The 22,764-nt window shown below is 63.8% G+C and carries 23 protein-coding genes; 15 read left to right on the plus strand and 8 right to left on the minus strand.

Annotated elements, in window-relative coordinates; genetic code table 11:
- Positions 1-19: 19 nt before the first annotated feature.
- The 3 genes from V5735_RS16010 (at position 20) to V5735_RS16020 (ending at position 1,568) form a co-directional block, all read left to right on the plus strand.
- A complete protein-coding gene (locus tag V5735_RS16010; protein WP_423744415.1) occupies positions 20-799 on the plus strand; it encodes an enoyl-CoA hydratase/isomerase family protein in 780 nt (259 codons plus the stop codon).
- A 147-nt stretch (positions 800-946) separates the two neighbouring features.
- On the plus strand, positions 947-1,135 hold the full coding sequence (locus V5735_RS16015) for a hypothetical protein (protein WP_423744416.1): 189 nt from the start codon (positions 947-949) through the stop codon (positions 1,133-1,135).
- A gap of 136 nt (positions 1,136-1,271) precedes the next feature.
- Positions 1,272-1,568 (plus strand): hypothetical protein, encoded by a 297-nt coding sequence (locus tag V5735_RS16020; protein WP_423744417.1) that lies wholly within the window; start codon positions 1,272-1,274, stop codon positions 1,566-1,568.
- Between the two features lie 364 nt (positions 1,569-1,932).
- On the opposite strand, the gene V5735_RS16025 is transcribed toward V5735_RS16020, so the two are convergent.
- On the minus strand, positions 1,933-2,796 hold the full coding sequence (locus V5735_RS16025; RefSeq protein ID WP_423744418.1) for an MBL fold metallo-hydrolase: 864 nt from the start codon (positions 2,794-2,796) through the stop codon (positions 1,933-1,935).
- A 67-nt stretch (positions 2,797-2,863) separates the two neighbouring features.
- Complete coding sequence (gene msrB, locus V5735_RS16030) at positions 2,864-3,265, minus strand: peptide-methionine (R)-S-oxide reductase MsrB (RefSeq protein ID WP_007977705.1); 402 nt, start codon at positions 3,263-3,265, stop codon at positions 2,864-2,866.
- Positions 3,266-3,362: 97 nt separating this feature from the next.
- Between msrB and V5735_RS16035 the strand changes: the two genes are divergently transcribed.
- A complete protein-coding gene (locus V5735_RS16035) occupies positions 3,363-3,515 on the plus strand; it encodes an HVO_A0556 family zinc finger protein (protein ID WP_423744419.1) in 153 nt (50 codons plus the stop codon).
- Between the two features lie 88 nt (positions 3,516-3,603).
- Here the strand turns inward: V5735_RS16035 and V5735_RS16040 are convergent, their stop codons facing one another.
- On the minus strand, positions 3,604-4,629 hold the full coding sequence (locus V5735_RS16040) for a D-2-hydroxyacid dehydrogenase (protein WP_423744420.1): 1,026 nt from the start codon (positions 4,627-4,629) through the stop codon (positions 3,604-3,606).
- A 108-nt stretch (positions 4,630-4,737) separates the two neighbouring features.
- Positions 4,738-6,528, minus strand: a complete 1,791-nt coding sequence (locus V5735_RS16045) for an SLC13 family permease (protein ID WP_423744421.1) — start codon at positions 6,526-6,528, stop codon at positions 4,738-4,740.
- 247 nt (positions 6,529-6,775) lie between these two features.
- On the opposite strand from V5735_RS16045, the gene V5735_RS16050 reads away from it, so the two are divergent.
- The 4 genes from V5735_RS16050 to rqcH all read left to right on the plus strand — a co-directional run bounded on the left by V5735_RS16050 (position 6,776) and on the right by rqcH (position 10,732).
- Complete coding sequence (locus tag V5735_RS16050; RefSeq protein ID WP_423746039.1) at positions 6,776-7,642, plus strand: universal stress protein; 867 nt, start codon at positions 6,776-6,778, stop codon at positions 7,640-7,642.
- Between the two features lie 43 nt (positions 7,643-7,685).
- Complete coding sequence (locus tag V5735_RS16055; RefSeq protein WP_423744422.1) at positions 7,686-8,210, plus strand: SHOCT domain-containing protein; 525 nt, start codon at positions 7,686-7,688, stop codon at positions 8,208-8,210.
- A gap of 117 nt (positions 8,211-8,327) precedes the next feature.
- Positions 8,328-8,567 carry a hypothetical protein gene (locus V5735_RS16060; RefSeq protein ID WP_423744423.1) on the plus strand — a complete coding sequence of 80 codons (240 nt, stop codon included), beginning with the start codon at positions 8,328-8,330 and terminating at the stop codon, positions 8,565-8,567.
- Between the two features lie 83 nt (positions 8,568-8,650).
- Complete coding sequence (rqcH, locus tag V5735_RS16065) at positions 8,651-10,732, plus strand: ribosome rescue protein RqcH (RefSeq protein ID WP_423744424.1); 2,082 nt, start codon at positions 8,651-8,653, stop codon at positions 10,730-10,732.
- A 2-nt stretch (positions 10,733-10,734) separates the two neighbouring features.
- Here the strand turns inward: rqcH and V5735_RS16070 are convergent, their stop codons facing one another.
- Entirely contained in the window at positions 10,735-11,184 is a 450-nt protein-coding gene (locus V5735_RS16070; protein ID WP_423744425.1) for a hypothetical protein, read from the minus strand.
- A gap of 162 nt (positions 11,185-11,346) precedes the next feature.
- Between V5735_RS16070 and V5735_RS16075 the strand changes: the two genes are divergently transcribed.
- The 3 genes from V5735_RS16075 to V5735_RS16085 all read left to right on the plus strand — a co-directional run bounded on the left by V5735_RS16075 (position 11,347) and on the right by V5735_RS16085 (position 13,824).
- Entirely contained in the window at positions 11,347-12,039 is a 693-nt protein-coding gene (locus V5735_RS16075; protein ID WP_423744426.1) for a DUF4013 domain-containing protein, read from the plus strand.
- Between the two features lie 84 nt (positions 12,040-12,123).
- Entirely contained in the window at positions 12,124-13,209 is a 1,086-nt protein-coding gene (locus V5735_RS16080; protein WP_423744427.1) for an mRNA surveillance protein pelota, read from the plus strand.
- A gap of 78 nt (positions 13,210-13,287) precedes the next feature.
- Positions 13,288-13,824 carry a hypothetical protein gene (locus V5735_RS16085; RefSeq protein ID WP_423744428.1) on the plus strand — a complete coding sequence of 179 codons (537 nt, stop codon included), beginning with the start codon at positions 13,288-13,290 and terminating at the stop codon, positions 13,822-13,824.
- A 15-nt stretch (positions 13,825-13,839) separates the two neighbouring features.
- Here the strand turns inward: V5735_RS16085 and V5735_RS16090 are convergent, their stop codons facing one another.
- Positions 13,840-14,574 carry an MBL fold metallo-hydrolase gene (locus V5735_RS16090; RefSeq protein WP_423744429.1) on the minus strand — a complete coding sequence of 245 codons (735 nt, stop codon included), beginning with the start codon at positions 14,572-14,574 and terminating at the stop codon, positions 13,840-13,842.
- A gap of 437 nt (positions 14,575-15,011) precedes the next feature.
- Here V5735_RS16090 and V5735_RS16095 point away from each other — a divergent pair, with 437 nt between their 5' ends.
- The 3 genes from V5735_RS16095 (at position 15,012) to V5735_RS16105 (ending at position 19,335) form a co-directional block, all read left to right on the plus strand.
- Positions 15,012-16,067, plus strand: a complete 1,056-nt coding sequence (locus V5735_RS16095; protein WP_423744430.1) for a succinylglutamate desuccinylase/aspartoacylase family protein — start codon at positions 15,012-15,014, stop codon at positions 16,065-16,067.
- A 57-nt stretch (positions 16,068-16,124) separates the two neighbouring features.
- The gene (locus V5735_RS16100) at positions 16,125-16,538 is read left to right on the plus strand and encodes an SRPBCC family protein (protein ID WP_423744431.1); all 414 of its coding nucleotides are present in this window, start codon (positions 16,125-16,127) and stop codon (positions 16,536-16,538) included.
- Between the two features lie 70 nt (positions 16,539-16,608).
- Positions 16,609-19,335: an ATP-dependent helicase gene (locus V5735_RS16105; RefSeq protein ID WP_423744432.1), complete on the plus strand. Its 2,727-nt coding sequence runs from the start codon at positions 16,609-16,611 to the stop codon at positions 19,333-19,335.
- 35 nt (positions 19,336-19,370) lie between these two features.
- On the opposite strand, the gene V5735_RS16110 is transcribed toward V5735_RS16105, so the two are convergent.
- Entirely contained in the window at positions 19,371-19,541 is a 171-nt protein-coding gene (locus tag V5735_RS16110) for a hypothetical protein (RefSeq protein WP_423744433.1), read from the minus strand.
- 322 nt (positions 19,542-19,863) lie between these two features.
- Between V5735_RS16110 and V5735_RS16115 the strand changes: the two genes are divergently transcribed.
- Entirely contained in the window at positions 19,864-21,483 is a 1,620-nt protein-coding gene (locus V5735_RS16115) for an SLC13 family permease (RefSeq protein WP_423744434.1), read from the plus strand.
- 27 nt (positions 21,484-21,510) lie between these two features.
- Here V5735_RS16115 and V5735_RS16120 read toward each other — a convergent pair whose 3' ends face one another.
- On the minus strand, positions 21,511-22,740 hold the full coding sequence (locus tag V5735_RS16120) for a lactate racemase domain-containing protein (RefSeq protein WP_423744435.1): 1,230 nt from the start codon (positions 22,738-22,740) through the stop codon (positions 21,511-21,513).
- Positions 22,741-22,764: the final 24 nt, after the last annotated feature.

The raw sequence follows: 22,764 nt of genomic DNA on the forward strand, positions 1-22,764 counted from the left end.
TTCCGCTCGGATAAATCGTATGGCAGAGTTCGATCACTTGACCCTCAAACGGACCGACGACGTGGCGCGCGTGACGATGCACCGGCCGGAGACGCACAACGCGATGAACCCCGCGATGGCGTCCGAACTGCGCACGGTCACGGCCGACCTGTACGAGGACGATTCGCGGTGTATCGTCCTCACCGGGTCCGACGGCGCGTTCAATACGGGCGCGGACCTGTCCGTGCTCTCGGGCGACGCGAGCGACGGCAGAACGCTCAGGAGCATCGCCTCCTCGCTTCACCGCGCCATCGAAAATCTCTCACGGGCACCGAAACCCGTCATCACCGGCATCAACGGCGTCGCGGCGGGCGGCGGGTTCGGCCTCGCGCTGGCGGGCGACATCGTTCTGCTCGCCGAGGACGCGCGGTTGGAGTTCGCTTACCCGCGCGTCGGATTGACGGGCGACGCCGGTTCGACGTTCTTCCTCCCGAAACTCGTCGGCTTGCGCCGGGCGAAGGAGATTGCGCTGCTGGACGAGCCGATTTCACCCGAACGGGCGGTCGAGATGGGACTCGCCACGGAAGTCGCCTCGGAGTTCGACGACCGATTGGCCGAACTCGCCGCGAGACTCGCGGACGGTCCGACCCGCGCTCACGGCGCGACGAAGCGCCTGTTCAACCGAAGTGCGGGCCGCGACCTCTCGGCCCAGATGGCCGCCGAAACCGACACCATCGCGCGGATGACCGCGACCGACGATTACCGGCGCGGACTGGACGCGTTCTTCGGCGACGAGGAATCCTCGTTCGAAGGAGAGTAGACCGGTTTTCGTCCTCTCTCACGATCCACCGAACCAATAGAATTAACTAGTTAGAATTTGATATGTCGGACGAAGCAAACCGGGGTGTCCGCCGAAAGGCCAGTGTAGTAGCACTGACCCCGTTTGCTTCAGGCAGCTACCCAAAGCATGTCGAACAACGAACCTTCTTCGGAAAAACGTATCGCCACCGAACAGACGCTCCTCCGCCTCGGCGCGGTGTCCCCCGAGGACGTGAGCGAAGAGTTGCTACTCGACATTCACGATTTGTTCGAAGAGCACGACATCCCCATGCACAGCGTTTCGGTCGAGCACTGGCGCACCGGCTACGTCTGTTAGTCGGATAGTGGAATTCGGGATTTTTTGAGCGGATTCGCCACGAACAAGGCAGTCTCCGTTCGACATCACCGAGAATGTTATAGAACAGACCTCGAACGCTCCCGTCGGTTCGCTACATCGTGATTTTGGCCTCGCTGTGAGTGCAACGACAGACGTCACTGAAACCGCACCCGCACCGCAAGAGCCACTCCCTCCCCAGCCGATTCACTCCACTTCGTTTCGCTCATCCCTCGCGCGACTGCACCGAGACGACGCGGCCGAGGATGGCCGCGTCGTCCCGCCAGCGCGCGCCACGATGGAACATCCGAGTTGCGTGACGTTGAATCGATTCTTCGGGCGCGTGCGCCAGCAGTCCCGAAGCCAGCGGTCGGCTGAGGGCCTGCTGGTTATCACGCGAGGGATGAGGCTTGCGAGACGGGTCGCGTCTCGCTGACCTGCGGCCGCGGCCCGCAGGTATCGGAGGCCGGAGTTCCCCGAGTGAGTGAAACGAGCGAGGGCAGGGAAGACGCGGTTTGTCTTCCCGTGCGAGCGAGGGGGGAGCACGAAAGAGCTCTGCTCTTTCGGGGGCCGAGAAACGCAATCGGCTGGGGAGGGTGTGGCCGTTGCGGTGCTGTGCTGGGTGGGATTTCTGAAAGGCTCCGCCGTTCACCTCCCCGCTCGTTCCTCGCGGAGCGGCCAGAATATCCAGCACATAGACCGCGAGCGTGGCGGGGGCTTTCGGGGACTACCTCGTAGCGAGCACAGTCACAGCAAAGTCATCGTTTTCTTGTGGCGAGCGGACGGGGGGCGTTCGCATCTCAAACGGAGAGGCCCATTCCGTCGTAGCCGAAGCGGAGGTTGAGGTCCTCGTACTCGGCCTCCAGTTCGCGGAGGTCGTCGTGGCTTCGCTGGAACAGTTCCTCGATTTCGGCGAGCACCGTCCGTTCTGCACCCACCTCCTGGACCTGTTCGACGGTCTCCTCGAACGTGATTTCGAGGTTCGTCTCTTCTTCCCAGAGGTCGTCGGTGAGAATCGGGTTCCCACGCGGGTCGGTTCGGAACAGGCCGCACTCCCGAATCCAGAGGTCGATATCGTCCGGCAGGCGGGCGGTGTCGAGGAACTTCGTCTCGTCCGGCGTGACGAGGGTTTTCGACGCGCCGTCGTCGAACAGGAAGCCGAAGATGAGGGTCCCCTCGCCGGGTTCGATTTCCCATCCGAAGCAGGTGACTTCGACGTCGCCGAGGGCGAGCGTCTCGCCGTCGTTCAGCGTTTCGAATTCCGCGAATCCCCAGTTTTCGTACTCGGCGAGGATACCGTGTGCCTGCCCGAACAGTTCGTACGTGTTCTCGCTCAGGACGATGGTCGGCGGGTCGGCGTTCTCCCAGTCGGCCACCGGGAACCCGCCACGGCCGAGCGCTTGCACGACCCGGAGTCCGCGAACGTGGTCGCTGTGGTGGTGCGAGACGAAGATGTACTTCACGTCGGAAATCGCCTCGCGGTTCAGCATGCGCCAGATGGATTCCGGAGCGTCCACGAGCGCGTTGACGTCGTGGACGAACGTGGCGTTGCCTGCCCGCGAGTACGGCACACCCTTCTCCCGCGCTTCGCAACACACCTGACAGTCGCACGTCGGCATCGGCATCGGGAAGTTCCCGCCCGACCCGAGCAGCGTGAGGTCCATGGCTATACGTCAGCGAACGGAACGAAAAGATGCGCGATTCGGCAGATTCCTCTGTCGATGTCGTCGTCTACTCGTCCTCGAAGTCGAGCGAGACACTGTTGATGCAGTAGCGCTTTCCGGTCGGTTCCGGGCCGTCGTCGAAGACGTGGCCGAGGTGGCCGCCGCAGTTCGCGCAGACGACTTCGGTTCGGACCATGCCGTGGCTGGTGTCCTGTCGCGTCTCGACGTTCTCCGTCGGCACGTCGTAGAAACTCGGCCAGCCGCAGTGGGAGTCGTACTTCGTATCCGAATCGAACAGTTCCGCGCCGCACCCGGCACAGACGTAGGTGCCGTCGTCCGTTCGGTCCAGATGCTCGCCGGTGTGGGGCCGTTCCGTTCCCTGCTCGCGGAGGACGCGGTACTCTTCGTCCGTCAATCGCTCGCGCCACTCCTCGTCGCTCTCCGGGGTGTCGGATGGCTGTTCGCTCATGGTCACACCTAGCGACTGCTGGGGGATAAACTACCTGTACGACGAACCGGTGGGGCCAGCAAATTCATAGCACGGCGGGGGGAATATGGGAAACGGAATGAGTTTGACGATCGAGCAGGGCGTCATCGGACGCCTCGAAGGAGAAGAATGCCACTGGTGTCCCGACGGCGAGTTGGTTCGAGACACCTACAAAGGAAACGAGGCGGTCGTCTGTGACACCTGCGAGACGCCCGCCGCCCAAATCTGGTAGTTCCGCACGCACCGAACGCGATTGCGGACCCCGCTTTTGCTATCCATCTATTTCCACGGTTGACGGGTAGAAACTTCCGAACCAGCCGTTATCGAACCCGATTCCGGAGGTCGTCGTACGACCCCGCCTGGGTCGCGTGTGCGACGTTTTCGGCCACGATATCCGCCAAGCGGGAGTAGTATTCGGGCGTGTGTCCCGCCATGTGCGGCGTGATGAGGACGTTCTCGAAGGTCCACAGCGGGTGGTCCTCCGGCAGGGGTTCGGGGTCGGTCACGTCCAGCGCCGCCCCGCGGATGTGGTTCCCTCGGAGCGCGGAGACCAGCGCGTCCGTCTCGACCACCTTGCCGCGGGCGATGTTCACCAGCACGGCGTGGGACGGCAGGGTGTCGAACGCCGCAACGTCGAGCAGGCCGCGCGTGTCGTCCGTCAGCGGGCAGGCCAGCACGAGGTAGTCCGTTCGGGCGAGCGCGTCGTGCAGGTCGTCGAAGCCGACCACCTCGTCGGTCGGGCCGCCCTTTTCGGGCGAGTAGCGGACGCCGACGGTTTCGACGCCGAAGCCGTCCAACCGCTCCACGATGGCCTGCCCGATTGCACCCAACCCCACCACTGTCACGGTACTGCCCTGCAGTTCGTGGGCCTGAAAGTGCCGCCACTCGCGGCGCGACTGCTGTCGCCCGGCGCGGAGGAACTTCCGCGTGAAGGTCAACATCGCGCCGACGACGTGCTCCGCGATGTTCGGGCCGTGGACCCCCGAGGCGTTCGTCACCGCGACACCCCGCGATTCGAGGGCGTCGAGCGGCAGGTGTCCCGTTCCGGCGTAGGCGCACGCGAACAGTTCCATGTTTTCGGCGTGGGCGAGGAGGGATTCGTCGATGGTCATCCCGGTCACGATTTCGGCGTCGGCGATATATTCGCGCTCCTCGTCGGGCGTGCTCGCGTGCAGGATTTCGTGGTTCGGCAGGCGCTCGCGGAGTTCGTCGGCGTAGTCCGATACCGGCATGCCGTGTGTCCCCCGGCGGAGGACGAGCACCGTCGGGGAGTCGTTCGTCCGCGCGTCGTTCGAAGCGGTTTCCGAGTCGACATCGGATGACGAGTCGGTCGCGTGGTCGGTCATACGCCGGGGTTCTCGTCGGAGGGAAATAGAGGTGGCCGTTCAGGCAGTCCGCGGGGTCCTCCCACGACCCCGACGACAGTGCCCCGTCAGAGACCGAAGTAGACTCCATCAGAGGCCGAAATAAACAGCGATTGCGAGCGGCGTGACGACGGCGAGTATCAACTGGAGCAGGATGCCGACGCGGGCGAAGTCGGTGAAGCGGTAGCCGCCCGGTCGGTAGACGAACAGGTTGGTCTGATACCCCACGGGACTCATGAACGCCGCGCTGGCGGCGAACATCACGGCGAGCAGGAAGGCGAGCGGGTTCGTCCCGATTTCGCGGGCGGCGTTGATGGCGACGGGGACCATGAGCGCGACGGTGGCGTTGTTGCTGACGATGTTGGTGAGGACGACCGTCGCCGCGTAGAACACGCCGAGGACGGCGACCGTCGGGAGGTACTGCGCCGTCGTGGCGACGAGCGCGCCGAGGAACGCGGCGGTGCCCGTGTTCTCCATGGCGATGCCGAGCGGAATCACCCCCGCGAGGAGAAAGATGACGGTCCAGTCCACGCCCTCGTAAAGTTCGGTCGGCGCGAGGGTGCCGGAGAGGACCATCCCCACGACGCCCGCCAAGGCGGCGACCTGAATCTCCAACAGTCCGAGCGCCGCCGACCCAACGACGGCCGCGAGGATGGCGACGGCGACGGGAATCTTGTCGTACCGGTAGTCCTCGCGGGGGATTTCCCGGGCGACGATGAGGTCGCGCGTCTCGGCCACGCGTTCCAGTTCGTCGGCGGGGAGTTGCAGCAACAGCAGGTCGCCGACGGTGAACTCGGTCTCGCGGACGCGCGGCAGTCGAACGTCACCGCGCTGGAGGGCGACGAGCGTCGCGTCGTACCGCTGGAGTATCGTGCTCGTCTCGATGGTCTCACCGATGAGCGCCGAATCGGTCGGGATGACGACTTCGATGAGGACGCTTTCCGTGTCGTCGCTCCGCGCCGGTTCCTCCGTGACCGCCGGTTCGCGGCCGACCGTGGGGAGCGGGTTCAACGCCTCCTCCTCGATGAGCGAGGTGAGGTCGGGCCGACTCGCCGAGATGAGAAAGCGGTCGTTCGGCTCCACCAACTCGTCCGAAAACGGCGACAGCACGGCGTCCTCGCGGAGAACTTCCTTCACCTCGCCGCCGAATCCCGCTTCGGCCGGAATGTCGGAGATGGGCGTCCCCACGAGTGGCGACGTTTCGGGCGCGACGAGTTCGGCGAGATACTCCTCGACCTCGTACTCTTCGAGGAGCGTCTCGCGCGGCCTGACGCGCTCGGGAAGCAACCGCGGCGCGACGAAGACGAGGTAGAGCACGCCGGTGACGAGGACGACGATGCCCACGGGCGTGAACTGGAAAATGCCGAGCGAGCGCCCGAGCAGTTGCTGTGCGAGCCCGCTCGCCAGTAGGTTCGTGGACGTGCCGATGAGCGTGAGCGTCCCGCCGAGCATGGCCGCGTATGAGAGCGGAATCATCAGCTTCGACGGCGACGTGTTGCCGCGGTGGGCGAGGTCGGACGCGAAGGGGACCAACAACGCGACGACGGGCGTGTCGTTGATGAACCCGGAGACCGACCCCGCGAGGCCGACCGTTGCGAAAACTTGTTTGAACTGGCTGTCACCGACGAGTCCCGCTACACGGTGGCCGAGCAGTTGCACCGCGCCGGTTCGCCGGACGCTCTCGCTGAGGATGAGCATTGCGAGGACCGTGATGGTCGCCTCGTTCGAAAATCCCGAGAGGCCGTCCGTCGGCGACACCTTCGTCCACGGCCCGAGCACCATGAGGAGGACGAGGACGATGAGCGCCGTCACGTCCACGGGGAACAGTTCCGTCACGAACAGGACGAACGCGACGAGGATGATTCCGAGAACGACGAGCATACTGTTCGTTATCGGTGGAATCGGAACACCTGTTTGAAGCGGAATCACCATTCGTACCCCCGTAGTCACGCGTCGCGCCGCTCACGTGCGACCCCACCGTTCATTCATCGGTCGGTGACAAATGGCTACCTCAATAATTCGGGCGCTCCCGACAAAATCCATCGTGTCGCCGAATTTTCCTTTCCACCCTCCGACCGGCGGCGGGGAAATCGATTGAAGTCCGTGCCCGTCGAACGCATCGGTGACGATGTTCGACTCGATTCTCGTTCCGACGGACGGCGGGAGAGCCACGGCGGGGGCCATCGAACACGGCCTTCGAATCGCCGAGAAAACCGGTGCGACGGTCCACGCGCTGTACGTTATCGACACGCCGCAACTGCAGGTGGGCAACGCCGACGAGGGGCTGGCCACGCTCGTGGACCTGCTCGAAACGGAGGGACAACAGGCGACCGCGGCGGTGGCTGAACGGGGGCGCGAGCGCGGCATCGACGTGACGGAAGCGATGACGTCGGGACTCCCGTTCCGGGAAATCCTCGACTACGCGGAGGAGCACGACATCGACGGCATCTCGATGGGTACGGGACACCGCGGCCGCATCGAACGCTACTTCGTGGGGAGCACGGCGCGCAAGGTCAACCGACTCGCCCGCGTTCCCGTGCTGACGGTTCGAGCCGGGGACGACGTTCCCACGCCGGAGTACGAAAACGTCCTCTTGGCGGTCGACGGGACGCAAGGGTCCGAGCGCGCCATCGAAGTGTGCGCCGCGCTCGCGGCGGAGTACGACGCCTTCGTGCACGTCGTCTACGTCGTCGATTCGCGCATCGCCCGGTCGGGGTCGCTGGCTGAACTGATGGAGGACGAGGGGAGCGGGGCGTGTGCCGATGCCGTTTCGCGAATTCGGAGCGCGGGCGCGGAGGCCAGACGGGAACTCCTCCGCGGACGACCGGCCGAGCAACTCCTCGACTACGCGGAGGACCACGACATCGACCTGCTCTCGATGGGGACCCACGGTCGGACGGGTATCGACCGGTTCGTGATGGGGAGCGTCGCGGAGACGGTGATTCGCCGCTCGGAGACGCCCGTGCTCACCGTGCGGGATTTGGAAGGGGAATAGCGCCGTCGATTAGTTTTTGTGCTATCACATCGACTGTTCGATAATGGCCGATTCGGGAGTCCGAAACCACGTCGTCATCTTCGCCGTCGCCTCGTTTTTCCTCTTTTTCCTCGGTATCGTGGCGCTCTTCGGCGGGAACGCGTTCCTCGCTGTCCTCCTCTGGTCCGTCGTCGTCATCGCCGTCACGCTGTTCGTCGTGTCGAACCGCGAGTCGAGCGGGACGCCCGACTCGATAGTCCACGAGTCGAACGAGCCGCGCACGTCGCCGACGCGGACCGATGCCGGGACGACCGCGACGGACTCGACGGACGACGCCCTTTCGACCTTCCGCCGTCGCTACGCCGCCGGTGAGGTCAGCGAAGCCCAGTTCGAACGCGGCGTCGAGCGATTGCTGACCGTCGAGTCCGACAGGGACGAGGCCGTCGTCGCTCTCCGCAATCGGTACGCCCGCGGCGAACTGACCGACGAGCAGTTCGACCGGAAGTTCGAACGACTGTACGCGACGAGCACCGTCGAGAACGCCGAGGAGTCGGTCGAGCGGGGCGAACTCGCGTTCGAAAACGGGTGAGCGGCGACGGGTCGTCGAAATCGAGTGTTCGATGAACCGTCGAAATCGAAGTCGGACGCCCTCCGAAAATGGGAGTTGGACGACAAGATACTTAGCGGCGTCCTCTGAACTGCCGCCATGGCCGGAATCCAGATCGTCATCCCGTGGTTCCTCGCGATTCCGCTCGCCCTCCTCTGTGCGGCGTGGGTGTACCGAGATGCCAAAGAGCGACGGATGGACACCGCCGACATGTGGGCCGTCGGGATGTTCATCGGGTTCTTCATCCCGCCGTTCATCGGTGCCATCATCGTCTACGCGGTCTACCTCCGGAAGCGGAACCGGCGGCGCGGCGAACCGTACGCCGTTCCCGCGGAGTGACGAACTGTTGATTTCCGTCGAATCGTCCCGTGACCGTCGCGTCGAACGACACGCCTTTCCTCCCGCCCGAGAAACCGTGGGATATGGATAGAAAGCGAGAGCTTTCGAGCATCGACCTCGCCGCCATCACGCGGGAGTTGAACTCCTTCGAGGGCGCGAAGGTCGATAAAGCGTATCTCTACGGCGACGACCTGTTGCGCCTCAAGATGCGCGATTTCGACCGCGGTCGGCTCGAACTGCTCGTGGAAGTGGGCGAGGTGAAACGCGCCCACACCGTCGCACCGGAACACGTCCCGCCCGCGCCGGGCAGGCCGCCGAACTTCGCCATGATGCTCCGCAACCGCCTCTCGGGGGCTGACTTCGCGGGCGTCGAACAGTTCGAGTTCGACCGCATCCTCCAGTTCCGCTTCAAGCGCGAGGACGGCGATACGACCATCGTCGCGGAGCTGTTCGGACAGGGCAACGTCGCCGTGCTGGACGAGAACAACGAGGTCATCGACTGTCTGGACACGGTTCGGCTCAAATCCCGCACCGTCGCGCCGGGGTCTCAGTACGAGTTCCCCAGTTCGCGTGTGAATCCGCTCGAAATCGACTACGAGGAGTTCGAGTACCGGATGAACGACTCGGACACCGACGTTGTTCGGACGCTGGCGACGCAACTCAACTTCGGCGGGTTGTACGCCGAGGAGGTCTGTACCCGCGCTGGCGTCGAGAAAGTCACGGACATCGCGGACGCCGACGAGGACGAGTACGAACGGCTGTACGCGGCCATCGAGCGCCTCCGCGAACCGCTGGAAACCGGAGACTTCGACCCGCGGGTCTACTACGAGGACGACGTTCGAGTTGACGTGACGCCCTTCCCGCTCGAAGAGTACGAAGGGTTGGATTCCGAGGCGTTCGACTCGTTCAACGCGGCTGTTGACGACTACTTCACCAACCTCGACGTGTCCGAAAACGAGGACGCGGGCGAACCGCAGAAACCCGACTTCCAAGCGCAAATCGAGAAGCAACAGCGCATCATCGACCAACAGGAGGGTGCCATCGAAGGCTTCGAACGGAAGGCGGACGCCGAGCGAGAGAAGGCGGAACTCCTCTACGCCAACTACGGTTTCGTGGACGAAATCCTCGCCACGGTTCGGAATGCTCGCGCCGAGGACACGCCGTGGGCGGACATCGAAGCCCGATTCGAGGAGGGTGCGGAGCGCGGCATCGAGGCGGCGGAAGCCGTGCAGGGAATCGACCCGAGCGAGGGAACCGTCACGGTCGAAATCGACGACACGAAAATCACGCTCTTCCCCGACGACGGCGTGGAGAAGAACGCCAACCGCCTCTATCAGGAGGCCAAGCGAATCGAGGAGAAAAAGGAGGGCGCGCTGGCCGCCATCGAGGACACCCGCGAGGAGTTGGAGGAAGTCAAAAAACGCGCCGAGCAGTGGGAAGAAGAACCAGAAGAGGAGCGGACGGAACCGGAGAACATCGACTGGCTGTCGCGGGCGTCGATTCCGGTTCGGAAGCAGGAGCAGTGGTACGAGCGGTTCCGCTGGTTCCGCACCTCCGACGGCTTCCTCGTCCTCGGCGGGCGCAACGCCGACGAGAACGAGGAACTGGTCAAGAAGTACATGGACAGAAACGACCTGTTCTTCCACTCGCAGGCACACGGCGGACCCATCACCATCCTGAAAACGTCCGACCCGAGTGAGCCGTCGAAGGACGTGGACGTGCCCGAGCAAAGCAAGCGGGAGGCCGCCCAGTTCGCCGTCTCCTACTCCTCGGTGTGGAAGGACGGCCGCTTCGCGGGCGACGCCTACATGGTCAACCCCGATCAGGTGTCGAAGACGCCCGAGAGCGGCGAATACCTCGAAAAAGGTGCGTTCACGATTCGCGGCGACCGGACGTACTTCGACGACACGGCGGTCGGCGTGGCCGTCGGCATCACCGTCGAACCGAACACCCGCGTCATCGGCGGCCCGCCGTCGGCCATCGAAAAGCAGGCCGAGACCGTCATCGAGGTCGAACCGGGCCAGTACGCCCAAAACGACGCAGCGAAGCGACTCTACCGCGAGTTCCGCGAGCGGTTCGAGGACACGTCGTTCGTCCGCAAGGTGGCGAGTCCCGACCTGATTCAGGAGTTCCTCCCGGCGGGCGGCAGTCGGATGGTGGACTGAGTTCAGTTTCGTTCGGTGAGCGTTTCCGACCGAATGTCGATGGAATCGGTTCGGATGTCGATGGTCACGGACAGTGCACCGGGTTTTGCAGGCTTGCTGTTTTTCAGGCCGCTCCGGGTTTCCGCCGTAATCGGCTGGTTGGAACTGCTGACCGAGGAAATCCGTTTTCGCTCTCCCGTTTTAATAATAAAGCGCTTCGATATAACTTCCGTCCCCCCAGAAATAACGATGGAGAGGTCTTGTTTCTCGTCGGTGTGATTGACCGCGTAAATCGGGATTTCGTCCCGTTCTGATTTCGAGGTCGTTCCGTGTGCTTTCGATCTACCGTTCGTTTTCGTCGTACTGCTCGTTTCTCCGTTCGAATCCGAGAGGGCGTTACAACCCGCGAACATCCCGAGCACTGCCGAACAGCAACAGCGACCGAACCGCCGCCTCGACGCGGACCAATCCATGCGCAAACGGTTGTCGCTTCGTTGGTGTGAGTCTTTCGACATGACGCCGATGTTAGTTCGCTCTAACACCTCCTCCTCCCGAGCAAACGGTTAAGCTCTCAGGCGTCGTCTAGAGTACTGTATCGGGAGAGTCTACGGGATTCGACCCGAGGGGGGACACAAATGTTCAACGAAAGCATCCGGTACCTGAAGGACAGTGACGACGCCGCGATGACGATACTCGTCGGCGGCCTGCTCATCATCTTCGGGTTCCTCATCATCCCCGCACTCATCGTGCAGGGATACGTGATTCGCGTCCTGCGCCGTGTTTCGGACGGAGACACCGACGCTCCGGGATTCGGCGACTGGACGAAATTAACGCTAGACGGACTCAAGGCGGTCGTCATCACGGTCGTCTACGCGCTCGTACCGGCGGTGTTGGCCGTCGTGTTCGTCGGCGGCGGCGTGGCGCTCGCGGACAACGCGCCCGCGCTAGGCGGCCTCGTGGCCATCCTCGGCGGCGTGCTGACGCTGGTGGTCGGCCTCGCGGTGTGGTACGCCCTTCCCGCCGCGCTCGTTCGGTTCGCCGAGAAGAACACGATGGGGTCGGCGTTCGAGTACGAATCGCTCGTGCCCATCCTCCGCGACGGGGAGTACGGAACGGGTTGGCTGCTGGCGCTGGGCGTCCTCGTCGTGGCCGGTGTCGTCGCGAGCGCCGTCGGCGCGGTCCCGCTCCTCGGTTGGCTCGCGGCCGTGTTCGTCGGCTTCTACGCGCAAGTGACCGCGGCGTACATCTACGCACGGGGGTACGCCGAAGCGGACGAACACCGACTGCAGAAGGGGTCCGAAGTCGAGGACGGGCAACCCGCGGTCTGATTCTCTTTCGTTTCCGTCGGGACGACTCGTCGCGTTAGGGAGCGAATAGCAGGGCACTTACCGCCGGAAAACACACTTCTATTCATGCAGATACACGACCGGACGTCCATCGACGGGACCCGTGAGCGCATCACGCTCGTCCCCGAGAGTCTGGACGACCTCTGGCATCTGACGTATCTCCTCGAACCGAGCGACGACGTGTCGGGTGATACGACCCGGCGCATACAGCGCGCCGACGACCAGATGCGGGATACGGGCGGCGAGCGCGAACACATGCACATCACGCTCCGGGTGGAGGACGTGGAGTTCCACCGGTTCGCCAACCGCGTCCGCGTCGGCGGGGTCATCACCGACTGCTCGCGGGAGGACCAGTTGGGCCTCCACCACACGCTCAACGTCGAGGAGCGCGAGAAGATAACCATCGAGAAGGAGTGGAAACGCGACCAACTCGACCGACTGGACGATGCGGTCGAAGCGACGGACAATCCGGACGTCGCCATCGCCACCGTCGAGGAGGGCGAAGCCTACATCCACACCGTCGCCCAGTACGGCGCGGACGAGTACACGTCGTTCACCGGAACGACCGGGAAGGGCGAGTACGCTGGTGGCCGAACCGAACTGTTCGACCAGTTGGGGTCGGCGCTCTCGCACCTCGACGTGGACGCCATCATCCTCGCCGGGCCGGGGTTCACGAAACAGGACGCCTACGACCACATCGCCGAGGCGTACCCCGACCTGACCGAGAAGATAACGACGGTGGACGTGAGTTCCTCCGGGGACAGGGGCGTCCACGAGGTACTGAAACGCGGAGCGGTGGACGACGTGCAGGCCGAGACGCGCATCGCCGAGGAGGCGGAACTCATCGACGACCTGATGAAGCGAATCGGGGAGGGCGCGAAGGCCGCCTACGGCATCGAGGAGGTCAAGCAGGCGACGGACTTCGGTGCGGTCGAGCAACTGCTCGTGTTGGACGAACGACTTCGCAAGGAACGCGGTGCGCTCGGCGAAGACGAGGCGGGCGGCGAGTGGGAGATCGACGTGAACGAAATCATCACCGACGTGGAGCGGAAGGGCGGCGACGTGACCGTCTTTTCCCACGAGTTCGCGCCGGGAGAACGGCTATCGAACCTCGGCGGCATTGCCGCGTTGCTCCGCTATCGGCTGAACTGAGTCCGCGTGGGCCGGCGGACTATATTCCGTCCGTTCGGCAAGAACGCTTACCAGCGCCCCCGCCGAAATTTCGGACGGATGTTTCTGTATCTGGCGGGGAAGTTGGCTATCGTCGCGGTGTACTACTTCGTCAGGCTTGTTCCTGTCGTCGGCTTGAAACTCTCGGAGCGGTACGAAGACCGGATGTTCGGCCCGCTGGTCGAGGACGTTTCGGTCGTCGAGACGACCACCGAGCGGTCGGGGGAGTCCGTCACCGTCGAACTGACGCTGGACAACGACAGCACCCTCGACGCGCACATAGTCGGCGGGAGCGTCCGCGTGGGACACTCACGGGACGGGGAGACTGTCTGTTCGTTCGTCTGGACGAAACACTTCGAGACGCCGCCGAAGAACGTCGAAGTCACGAAAATCGATGGAGGAGAGTGGGGGACGATTCGGCTCGAACACTGCATCGACGGCGACGAGTTGTGTCTGGACGGAGCGTTGCGACTTCGGCGGGTGTTCACGATCCGAGGCCGGGAGCTACCACTCGGTATCGCCAACTTCACGCTCCCCGAGGAATCGGTTTCTGTCGAAACGGGCGAACCCGCGGAACGGACGACGGCAGACGTGTAGAACGGCGGTCGAAGACTATATTTCGACCGACAGCAGGTCCTCCGCGAACCCGACGTCGCCGTCGTAGTGCTCCGCGATGGATTTCAACATCGCCTCGTGGTTGCCGTCCGTGTGCGGATAGAGGTGGGTCAGATAGACGCGACCGATGTCGGTCCCCGACAGCGCTTCGCCGAGTTGCGACGGCGTCGGATGGTTCGAAACGTCCACCTCGTCGGGGAACGAGCAATCGTGGACGAGCACGTCGCACTCGTCCGCGAAGTTCGCCAACCCCTCGAACGCCTCGCTGTCGCCGCTGAACGTGAACGCGTCCCCGAACCGGTAGGCGAGACAGTCCATCGAGTGGCGCGTCTCGAACCCTTCGACGTCGAAGTCGGCGACGGAGAACTCCTCGCCGGGGACGACTTCGCGCACTTGGAGGTCCACCCGACCGTCGAGGTAGTCGTGGACGGAGAGAAGCCCCTCGATGAGGGCCTTGGTCCCGGTCGGACCCACGACTTCGAGTTGTTCTTCGCCCGCAAGCCAGCGGGCTTTTAGGAGGGCCATGAGGTCGGAAACGTGGTCCACGTGGTGGTGGGTGAGGAGGACGGTCGAGACGTTCTCGTAGCCCACGCCCGACTGCTGGAGGCGGTGGAGGACGCCGCTGCCACAGTCCACGAGAACGCGACGGCCGTCGTCCTCGACGACGATGCCGGTCTGGAACCGACTGCCGGTCGGCATCGCGCTTCCCGTGCCGAGAAACGTGATTCGCATGTGTAATTCCCCGTGTGGGAGGGTGAAAAAGGTTCAGTCGTGGGGTATGGTGGCAGAGGCCTCGAATTCGACGCCGTGACGAACGCGGTGAATTACGGTGACTGACGGTGTTTCAGGCTTCGTCGGAAACGTACCGGTCGCGTGTCGCCGACACTCGCTCGGTCCGACGCCAATTCGATTTTCTGACGGGTTCGGGAAGGGGGATGATGGGTCACCGTACGCGGGCTGTCGGTGTTCCCGGTGCGACTACCGAACCGATTCCGACGTTCACACCAGGTGACGCTTAGGACGAATCAAGTTCGGTGACACGGCGATTCCAGCGCTCTTTATCGCGTAATCCGTTTCCGCCGACGAACGTTTATCGTCCCTTTCTCGGGGATTATGCTCGAAGGATGCCTATAACAAAATGTCAATGGATGTGTAGATTTGGGCGGGTTATGAAGGAATTTACGATCGACAGTTCGGAAAGTCAGACGAGTCGACGAACGTTCCTGCGAGCAGGAACCGCCGCAGTCGCAGCGACGACGCTCGGCGTTTCGGCGACGGGGCTTGGTGGCGCACGTTCGACGGATACATACAAGATTCGCGAGGGCACGGAGGACGAAACGGAGGTCGTCGTGATCGACTCGGGGTCGTCCGGTCCGACGGCCGTCGTCGTCGGGGGGATGCACGGCAACGAACCGGCGGGCTACAAGGCGGCAGCAAAGATGCGAGACTGGTCGATAGACGAAGGGAAACTCGTCCTGATACCGAAGTCGAATCCGACCGCGATAGAGGACGACACCTACTCGAACGACCGCGGGAATCTCAACAGGCAGTTCCCGCCGGGGGAGGAGCCGAAAACCCCGCTCGCGCGAGCCATTTGGGACGTCGTTACCGACTACGATGCCGACGTCGTGTTCAACCTACACAGCTCCAAGGGCATCTACAAGAAGGACGTCGGTCCCGAGGGCGTCGGACAGGCCATCTACCCCACGACGATAGACGATGCGCCGCGGAACGCCACGAACGCTGCGGAGTACATGAACGAAAACCATCTCGGCGACCGGGAGGACTACTACGAGTTCAAGCGCGGTAACTTGATAGACGGCGACCGACCGCTGTTGATCCACAAGGTGAACTCGGACCTCGAAAAGCCCGGCTTCATCGTCGAAACGACCCGGTACGGAACGTCGTTGGAGACGCGCGTCGATTGGGAACTCGAAATCGTGGAGTACCTCCTCAGCCAGTACTCCATCGACCGCTCCTCGGGAGGGTCCGACGGCGGTTCGTCCGACGATGGTAGTTCGGGCGACGACTCGTCCGGTGATGGTTCCAGCGGCGATTCCTCGGACGACGATTCGTCGAACGACGGAAGCTCCGGCGATGGCTCGTCGGACGGTGAAGATTCCGGCAACGACTCCGCCACGACCGACCGAGAACGGATTCAACAGTACCTCGAAGAGAACGAGGACGCCGACTGGGCGACCCTCGTACGACAACTCCTCGACTGACGGTCGGCCGGGTACCGGGAGCAACACCGATTTCGTCCCTCGTCGCGTCGTCCCGGTATGCAGAGCGACGTTCGAGTCGAACGCGGACCCGACGGACGTCACCTTGCCGTCTCGCGGACGACCGCCGCTCCGCCGGAACGCGTCTGGACCGTGCTGACGGATACGACCGCGTGGCCGTCGTGGGGACCGTCCGTCACCGACGTGGAGTGTTCCGACCGCGTGATTCGAGTCGGCTCCACCGGCCGGGTTCGGACGCCGCTCGGCGTCTGGGTTCCCTTCGAAATCACGACCTGCGAGGAGTTTCGGTGGACGTGGACTGTGGCGCGCGTTCCGGCGACCGGCCACCGCGTCGAAGCCTTCGAAACGGGGAGTCGCGTCGTCTTCGAACTTCCCCTTCTCGCGGCGGGCTACGTTCCCGTCTGTCGGCGTGCGCTCGACGCCATCGACCGCCTCGCGGACGAGGAAATATAGTGTCGTTTCGAATTTCACTTTCACTCCGCTGGCATAACCCTCTTTGCCGCCCGATACCAACGCGGAACAAATGGACGCGAGAGGGCTGTTGGCCCGCGAGGAGTTCGATTTCGACCCGGAGACGGTCGCAATCGAAGACGAGGCGACGTTGGACCTCCTCGAACCGGCAGTGCGGGAGTGGTGGGTCGAGCAGTTCGGCGCGTTCGTCCCCGAGAACGGCGGCTTTTTCACGCCGCCACAGCGCGAGGCCATTCCGCTGATTCACGGCCACGACAACGCCCTCATCGCGTCGCCGACGGGGAGCGGGAAGACGCTCGCGTCGTTCACCGCGATTCTCGACGAACTGTTTCGGCGGGAACAGGAGACGGGACTGGAGAACTCGGTGTACTGTCTGTACGTCTCGCCGTTGAAGTCGCTGGCCAACGACATCCACCGCAACCTCGAACTGCCGCTGTCAGGAATTCGGGAGAAGATGGACGACGTGAGCGAGGTTCGTCACGCCATCCGGCACGGCGATACTGACAAAACGGCGCGGCAGAAGATGCTGACGGAGACGCCGCACATCCTCAACACGACTCCCGAGACGCTGGCCATCCTGCTCAACTCGCCGAAGTTCCGCGACAAACTCGGGAGCGTCGAGTACGTCATCGTGGACGAAATCCACAGCCTCGCCGACGGAAAGCGCGGGACGCACCTGTCAGTCAGCCTCGAACGATTGGAGAACATCGCCGACTCGTCGCCGACGAGAATCGGCTGTTCCGCGACGGTCGAACCGCTATCGGACATCGCGGAGTTCCTCGTCGGCAGGGCGGAACCGGGCGGAGAGAGTCGCCCCTACGAACTCGTGGACACGCGATTCGTCCGCGAGTTCGACCTCGAACTCCGGTGTCCGACCGACGACCTCGTGCACACGCCGCGGGCCGTCGTGCAGGACCGGTTTTACGACCAACTGCACGACCTCATTCAGGACCACACGAACACGCTAGTCTTCACGAACACGCGGTCGGGGGCCGAGCGCGTCCTGCAGAACCTCCGCGAGACGTTCGCCGAGTACGACGAGGAGAACTCGGGCTGTCACCACGGAAGTCTCTCGAAGGAGTCCCGTCAGCACATCGAGGAGCGCCTGAAGAACGGGGAAGTGGACGTGGTGACCACATCGACGAGCCTCGAACTCGGCATCGACATGCCCCACGTCGATTTGGTCGTGCAGGTCGGTTCGCCGAAGAGCGTCGCGTCCCTGCTCCAGCGCGTCGGCCGGGCGGGTCACCGCCTCGGTCAAACCGTCACCGGCCGCGTCGTCGCGCTCGATAGGGACGAACTGGTGGAGTGTGCGGTCATGCTGAAGAAGGCCGAGGAGGGCTTCGTGGACCGCGTGTTCGTCCCCGAGAACGCACAGGACGTCGCGGCCCAGCAGGTGTACGGGATGGCGATAAACGAGGTTCGCCCGGCGGACGACGTGAAGGCGACGCTCCGGCGAGCGTATCCGTACCGAAACTACTCGGATTCGGAGTGGGACTCCCTCCTCCAGTATCTCACCGCGGACTACGACGGGATGGAGGACAGAAACGTCTACGCGAAGGTGTGGCGCGACGAGAACGACCCTCCGGACGGGGAGTACCACTATCCCGACTTCCCCGTCGGCGAGCCGTTGATGGGAAAGCGCGGGCGACTCGCCCGCGTCATCTACATGACCAACATCGGGACGATTCCCGACTCGTTCACCTGCGACGTGTTCACCCGCGCCGACAACGAGTGGGTCGGGGATTTGGACGAGAGCTATCTCGACACGCTGGAGAAGGGCGACGTGTTCGTCCTCGGCGGCCAGCACTTCGAGTACAAATATCGGCGCGGGTCGAAGGTGTACGCCGACCGCACCAGCGCACGCCCGACGGTTCCGTCGTGGTTCTCCGAGCGCCTGCCGCTCTCCTACGATTTGGGGCGGGAAATCGCCGCGTTTCAGGGCGAACTCCTCTCGCGGTTGACCGACCGCGGCAAACCCGCGGTTCGGGTGTGGCTTCGGGAGTTCCCGCTGGACGAGAACAGCGTCCGGGCCATCGCGCGGATGTTCGACGAGCAGGTCCGCTACGCCGGGGAAGGGAGCGTCAGCACGGACGAGCGACTCACGGTGGAAATCGAGATGGACCGCGAGGAGTACGAGCGCCACTACTACGTCCACTCGAACTACGGGCGACGGTTCAACGACGGCCTCTCGCGGGTCGTCGCCTACCGCTGTGCGCAGGCGGCCAACACGAACGTCGGCGTCGCCGTCGCGGACAACGGCTTTACCGTCTCGATGCCGTTGAATCGGAAGGTGGACGTCCCCGGCATCATCGCGGACATCGACCCCGACGAGGTACGCGGGGATTTGCGCGCCGCGCTCTCGAGCACCGACCTCCTCCAGCGGTACTTCCGCATCAACGCGACGCGCTCGCTGATGATTCTGAAACGCTACAAGGGCTACGAGAAGTCGGCCAGCGAACAGCAGGTATCCAGCGAGATGCTGCTCGGGTTCGCCGACGAACTGGACGAGTTCGCGGTCATGGAGGAAACGTACCGCGAAATCGTGGAGGACAAACTCGCGCTCGAAGCGGTCGAGGAGATTCTGGGGAAGGTACAGGGCGGCGACATCGACGTCGTGCAACACCGCGTCGAGTCCCCGACGCCGCGGGCGTTCGGACTGGCGACGCTGATGGCGAGCGACGTGGTGCTGGCGGAGGACGAGAGTGCGGTCTTACAGGAGTTCCACGAGCGTGTTATGGAGTCGATTTCGGAGGAAGAATCCGCGATGTCGGAATGAGACGCCGCGCGTGGGGCGGTATCGATGACGACTTCTCATCGTTTCCGTCGCAGGATGGTGCCGAGCACGATACCGACTGCTGACCCGATGGACATCCACACGGCCAAACCCCCGGAGAGGATTCCAACTGCGGTTCCGAGCGAGATGCCCACGCCGATGCCCCTCCACATCTCGTCTCGGGCACTATCGTTCGATGTTCTGCTCATGGTAAATATCCGTCCGCTCCAGCTATAACCGTTCTTATCCCGAGAACGGGACGGTGAGACCGTCTTTATTTTGTGCTGTGTTCGTGGCTGGAGAAAAGGTATCATCTCACGACGAACCGCAATTCTCATTCGAATGCCGATGGTGGAAAAGAGTTTCACGGCGGCGTCACCGTGTCGGTAGTGGTCGGGAGTCCTGCAACCTCGAACTGACTGCCCAATTTGGAATTAAAATTGAATTAACTGGATATTTTTGTGTTTTACACATAATATCTATCTATAATCGAAAGGATTAATCTACGGTGCTACATGGCTGTGCGTGACAATGGCACAGACGAATCCACGCAAGCGACTCGGACTTTTCGTTCTCGCACTGCTCGGAACGGCGATTATCGCGGGCGCACCGACTCCAAACGGCCTCTCGGTTCGGGGGCAGTTCGCGTTCGCCACGATGTTCTTCGCGGGGTTCCTCTGGGTCACGGGGGCGCTCCCGCTGGCGGTGACGGCGCTGTCCATACCCGTCCTCCTCACTATTTTCGGCGTCTACGCCGACCTCGACGCGGCGCTCACGGGCTTTGCCGACCACCTCATCTTTCTGTTCATCGCCGGGTTCATGCTGGCGAACGCGCTCCAGAAGTACGACATCGACCGGCGAATCGCCCTCTGGATCATGTCCGTGATGGGGTCGTCGCCGCGTCGTCTCGTCCTCGCGGTCATGCTGGCGACGGCGTTCCTCTCGATGTGGGTATCGAACACGGCGACGGCGGCGATGATGACGCCCATCGCGCTCGGCGTCCTCTCGCAAGTTCTGGGTCGGGAAACGGTGGAAGCGGCGAGCGCGGCGAGCGCGGGGTCGTCCGACTCGTCGCCCGCCCCCGACGGCGGGACCGTCGAGGTCGAGGGCGGAGACGAATCGTTCACCAACCTCCACGTTTCGATGCTTCTCGGGACCGCCTACGCCGCCAGCGTCGGCGGCGTCGGGACGCTCATCGGGACGCCGCCCAACGCGGTGCTGGCTTCGCAACTGAACGAGATTCTGGGCTACGAAATCGGCTTCGCCCAGTGGTTGCTCATCGGCGTCCCCATCGTCGCTATCACCCTCCCGCTCGTCTGGTACGTCCTCACGTATCTCCTCTATCCGCCCCAAATCGACGACGTGAGCGAGGCACAGGAGATGGCTCAACAGTACCTCGAAGAGGAAGGCGAGTTGAGTCCGCGCGGAAAACGCGTGGCGCTCATCTTCACCGGTACCGCCCTCCTGTGGGTGGTCGGCGGGTTGGGCGATTTCATCGGTCCGTACCTGCCGTCCGCGTGGGCGGTCACGCTGTTCGGCGGCGAGGGAACGAGCGTCTTCGGTATCGACGGCCATCAGGGAATACTCTACTACGTGGTCGTCGGCCTGCTCTCGGTTCCGGCGCTCGTGCTGGCGGACACGATGGAGTGGGACGACTTGGTGGACATCGACTGGGGGACCATCCTCCTGTTCGGCGGCGGCATCGCGCTGGCGGACGCGCTGGCGACGACCGGTGCGACGAAGTGGATAGCCGACTCCGTGTTCACGTCGCTCACCGGCGCGCCCATCGTCCTCGTCGTGGGCATCGTCGTCCTCCTCGTCATCTTCCTGACGGAGATGACCTCGAACACGGCGACGGCGACCATCATCGTGCCAATCCTCATCAGCATCGGGAGCGTCTTCGCGGCCACGCTCGGACTCACCGATGTCGCCGCCGCCGTCTTCCTCTCCGTCTCCGGAGCCATCGCCGCGAGTTTCGCGTTCGCGCTCCCCGTCGCCACGCCCCCGAACGCCATCGTCTTCGGGAGCGGCTATCTCAAGCAGGAACAGATGATGCGCGCCGGGGTCGTGTTGAACCTGATAATGACCGTCGTCCTCACCGGCCTCATCTGGGTGCTGTTCCAGTTCGTCTGGCCGCACGTCCTCTGGTAGCGTTTTCGCTCCGGTCGAACTGATTTTTCACTCCGGTCGAACCAACAGCGTATCCAACGCGTTCGGAACGACCAGCACGTCGCTTCCGGGTTCGACGGCTTCCTCGACGGATTCGCGGGGATGCATCAGGCAGTCCTCGACGATTGCCGGATGCTCGCTTCCGGTCACGAACACGTCGTGGTCGCGGAGGACGCGGGCCACGACGAAGGCCCGCTGTGCGCCCGGTTCGTAGCCCGCGCGGAGTTCGTCGTAGAGCGCCGCCGCATCGCTCGCGCCGTCGAGCCTGTCGTAAAATCGCTTTTCCCCTTTTCCCTCGCCAGCGCCTTCGGGCATGGCGGCGGGAACGACGACCCGACCTCCCGGCCGGAGCGGGTTCCGGTCGCCGAGAACGACGTACGTCGCGGCGCGGGTCGCCTGATAGAGGTTCGCGGCTTTCGCCTCGGGAACGCCCGCGATTACCGCGTCGTACTCGTCCTCGGCCGTGACCGACAGCGACTCCTTCGCCGTTTCGGCGAGGTCGGCCACCACGGCGCGGTGGTGTCCGGCACTGGCCCCGAGAATCCCCCGCGGTCCGTGCGTGACGTTCAGACAGAAGTCGAGTCCGGCCACGTCGCCCGCCTCGTCCAGCAGTTCCCGGAACGGGTTGTCCTCGATTCGCCCGAGTCTGACGCCCTCCCGCGAGAGGAGGTCCGGTCCGTGCGTGTACCGGATGAGCGACTCCCCGCCCGCGCCGATGACGACGGTTTTCGCGCCGCCGGAGAATCCGGCGTACTGGTGGGGTTCGACCATCCCCGTCGAGAGCACGCGGTCCGCGTCCGCGACGGTCGGATTCAGTTCGACGGGTACCGCGTCACCGTCCGGCGTTTCGGCGGTTCCGACTTCGATTGCGGCGTCCGCGTCGTGGTTCTCCGCCAGGTCCGCGTGCTCGCCGAACGCGTCGGCTATCTCCTCGTCGGTCATCGGCCGGTGGAGGCCGAGTCCGAGGACGACGGAGACGTGCTTTCGGGGGACTCCGGCGTCCGCCAATTCCGCGAGAAGCACGTCCAGCAGCACGTCGTCCGGCGTGGCCCGCGTCACGTCCGTCACGACGATTGCGACCGTCTCGTCCGGGGAAACGAGTTCGGCGAGGGGCGGGCCGTGCGGGTCCGCCATCGTGCGCTCCGCGGCCTCCCGCGGCGGCACGGCGGTTCCGCCCGGTGGCGAGAGAACGGTCACGTCACGGTCGGAAAGATGGTAGTCCGGGAGGGAATCGTTCATGAACCGAGGTACGGACGACGGGGA

This window comes from Haladaptatus sp. SPP-AMP-3 (genome assembly GCF_049568665.1).
GTDB classification, from domain to species: Archaea; Halobacteriota; Halobacteria; order Halobacteriales; family Haladaptataceae; genus Haladaptatus; species Haladaptatus paucihalophilus.

Bases quoted from the DNA above. Each gene is read 5' to 3' on its own strand.
- V5735_RS16010 (WP_423744415.1), top strand. From the start codon at position 20: ATGGCAGAGTTCGATCACTTGACCCTCAAACGGACCGACGACGTGGCG.
- V5735_RS16015 (WP_423744416.1), top strand. From the start codon at position 947: ATGTCGAACAACGAACCTTCTTCGGAAAAACGTATCGCCACCGAACAG.
- V5735_RS16025 (WP_423744418.1), bottom strand. From the start codon at position 2,796: ATGGACCTCACGCTGCTCGGGTCGGGCGGGAACTTCCCGATGCCGATG.
- msrB (WP_007977705.1), bottom strand. From the start codon at position 3,265: ATGAGCGAACAGCCATCCGACACCCCGGAGAGCGACGAGGAGTGGCGC.
- V5735_RS16035 (WP_423744419.1), top strand. From the start codon at position 3,363: ATGAGTTTGACGATCGAGCAGGGCGTCATCGGACGCCTCGAAGGAGAA.
- V5735_RS16040 (WP_423744420.1), bottom strand. From the start codon at position 4,629: ATGACCGACCACGCGACCGACTCGTCATCCGATGTCGACTCGGAAACC.
- V5735_RS16045 (WP_423744421.1), bottom strand. From the start codon at position 6,528: ATGCTCGTCGTTCTCGGAATCATCCTCGTCGCGTTCGTCCTGTTCGTG.
- V5735_RS16050 (WP_423746039.1), top strand. From the start codon at position 6,776: ATGTTCGACTCGATTCTCGTTCCGACGGACGGCGGGAGAGCCACGGCG.
- V5735_RS16055 (WP_423744422.1), top strand. From the start codon at position 7,686: ATGGCCGATTCGGGAGTCCGAAACCACGTCGTCATCTTCGCCGTCGCC.
- V5735_RS16060 (WP_423744423.1), top strand. From the start codon at position 8,328: ATGGCCGGAATCCAGATCGTCATCCCGTGGTTCCTCGCGATTCCGCTC.
- rqcH (WP_423744424.1), top strand. From the start codon at position 8,651: ATGGATAGAAAGCGAGAGCTTTCGAGCATCGACCTCGCCGCCATCACG.
- V5735_RS16070 (WP_423744425.1), bottom strand. From the start codon at position 11,184: ATGGATTGGTCCGCGTCGAGGCGGCGGTTCGGTCGCTGTTGCTGTTCG.
- V5735_RS16075 (WP_423744426.1), top strand. From the start codon at position 11,347: ATGTTCAACGAAAGCATCCGGTACCTGAAGGACAGTGACGACGCCGCG.
- V5735_RS16080 (WP_423744427.1), top strand. From the start codon at position 12,124: ATGCAGATACACGACCGGACGTCCATCGACGGGACCCGTGAGCGCATC.
- V5735_RS16085 (WP_423744428.1), top strand. From the start codon at position 13,288: ATGTTTCTGTATCTGGCGGGGAAGTTGGCTATCGTCGCGGTGTACTAC.
- V5735_RS16090 (WP_423744429.1), bottom strand. From the start codon at position 14,574: ATGCGAATCACGTTTCTCGGCACGGGAAGCGCGATGCCGACCGGCAGT.
- V5735_RS16095 (WP_423744430.1), top strand. From the start codon at position 15,012: ATGAAGGAATTTACGATCGACAGTTCGGAAAGTCAGACGAGTCGACGA.
- V5735_RS16100 (WP_423744431.1), top strand. From the start codon at position 16,125: ATGCAGAGCGACGTTCGAGTCGAACGCGGACCCGACGGACGTCACCTT.
- V5735_RS16105 (WP_423744432.1), top strand. From the start codon at position 16,609: ATGGACGCGAGAGGGCTGTTGGCCCGCGAGGAGTTCGATTTCGACCCG.
- V5735_RS16110 (WP_423744433.1), bottom strand. From the start codon at position 19,541: ATGAGCAGAACATCGAACGATAGTGCCCGAGACGAGATGTGGAGGGGC.
- V5735_RS16115 (WP_423744434.1), top strand. From the start codon at position 19,864: ATGGCACAGACGAATCCACGCAAGCGACTCGGACTTTTCGTTCTCGCA.
- V5735_RS16120 (WP_423744435.1), bottom strand. From the start codon at position 22,740: ATGAACGATTCCCTCCCGGACTACCATCTTTCCGACCGTGACGTGACC.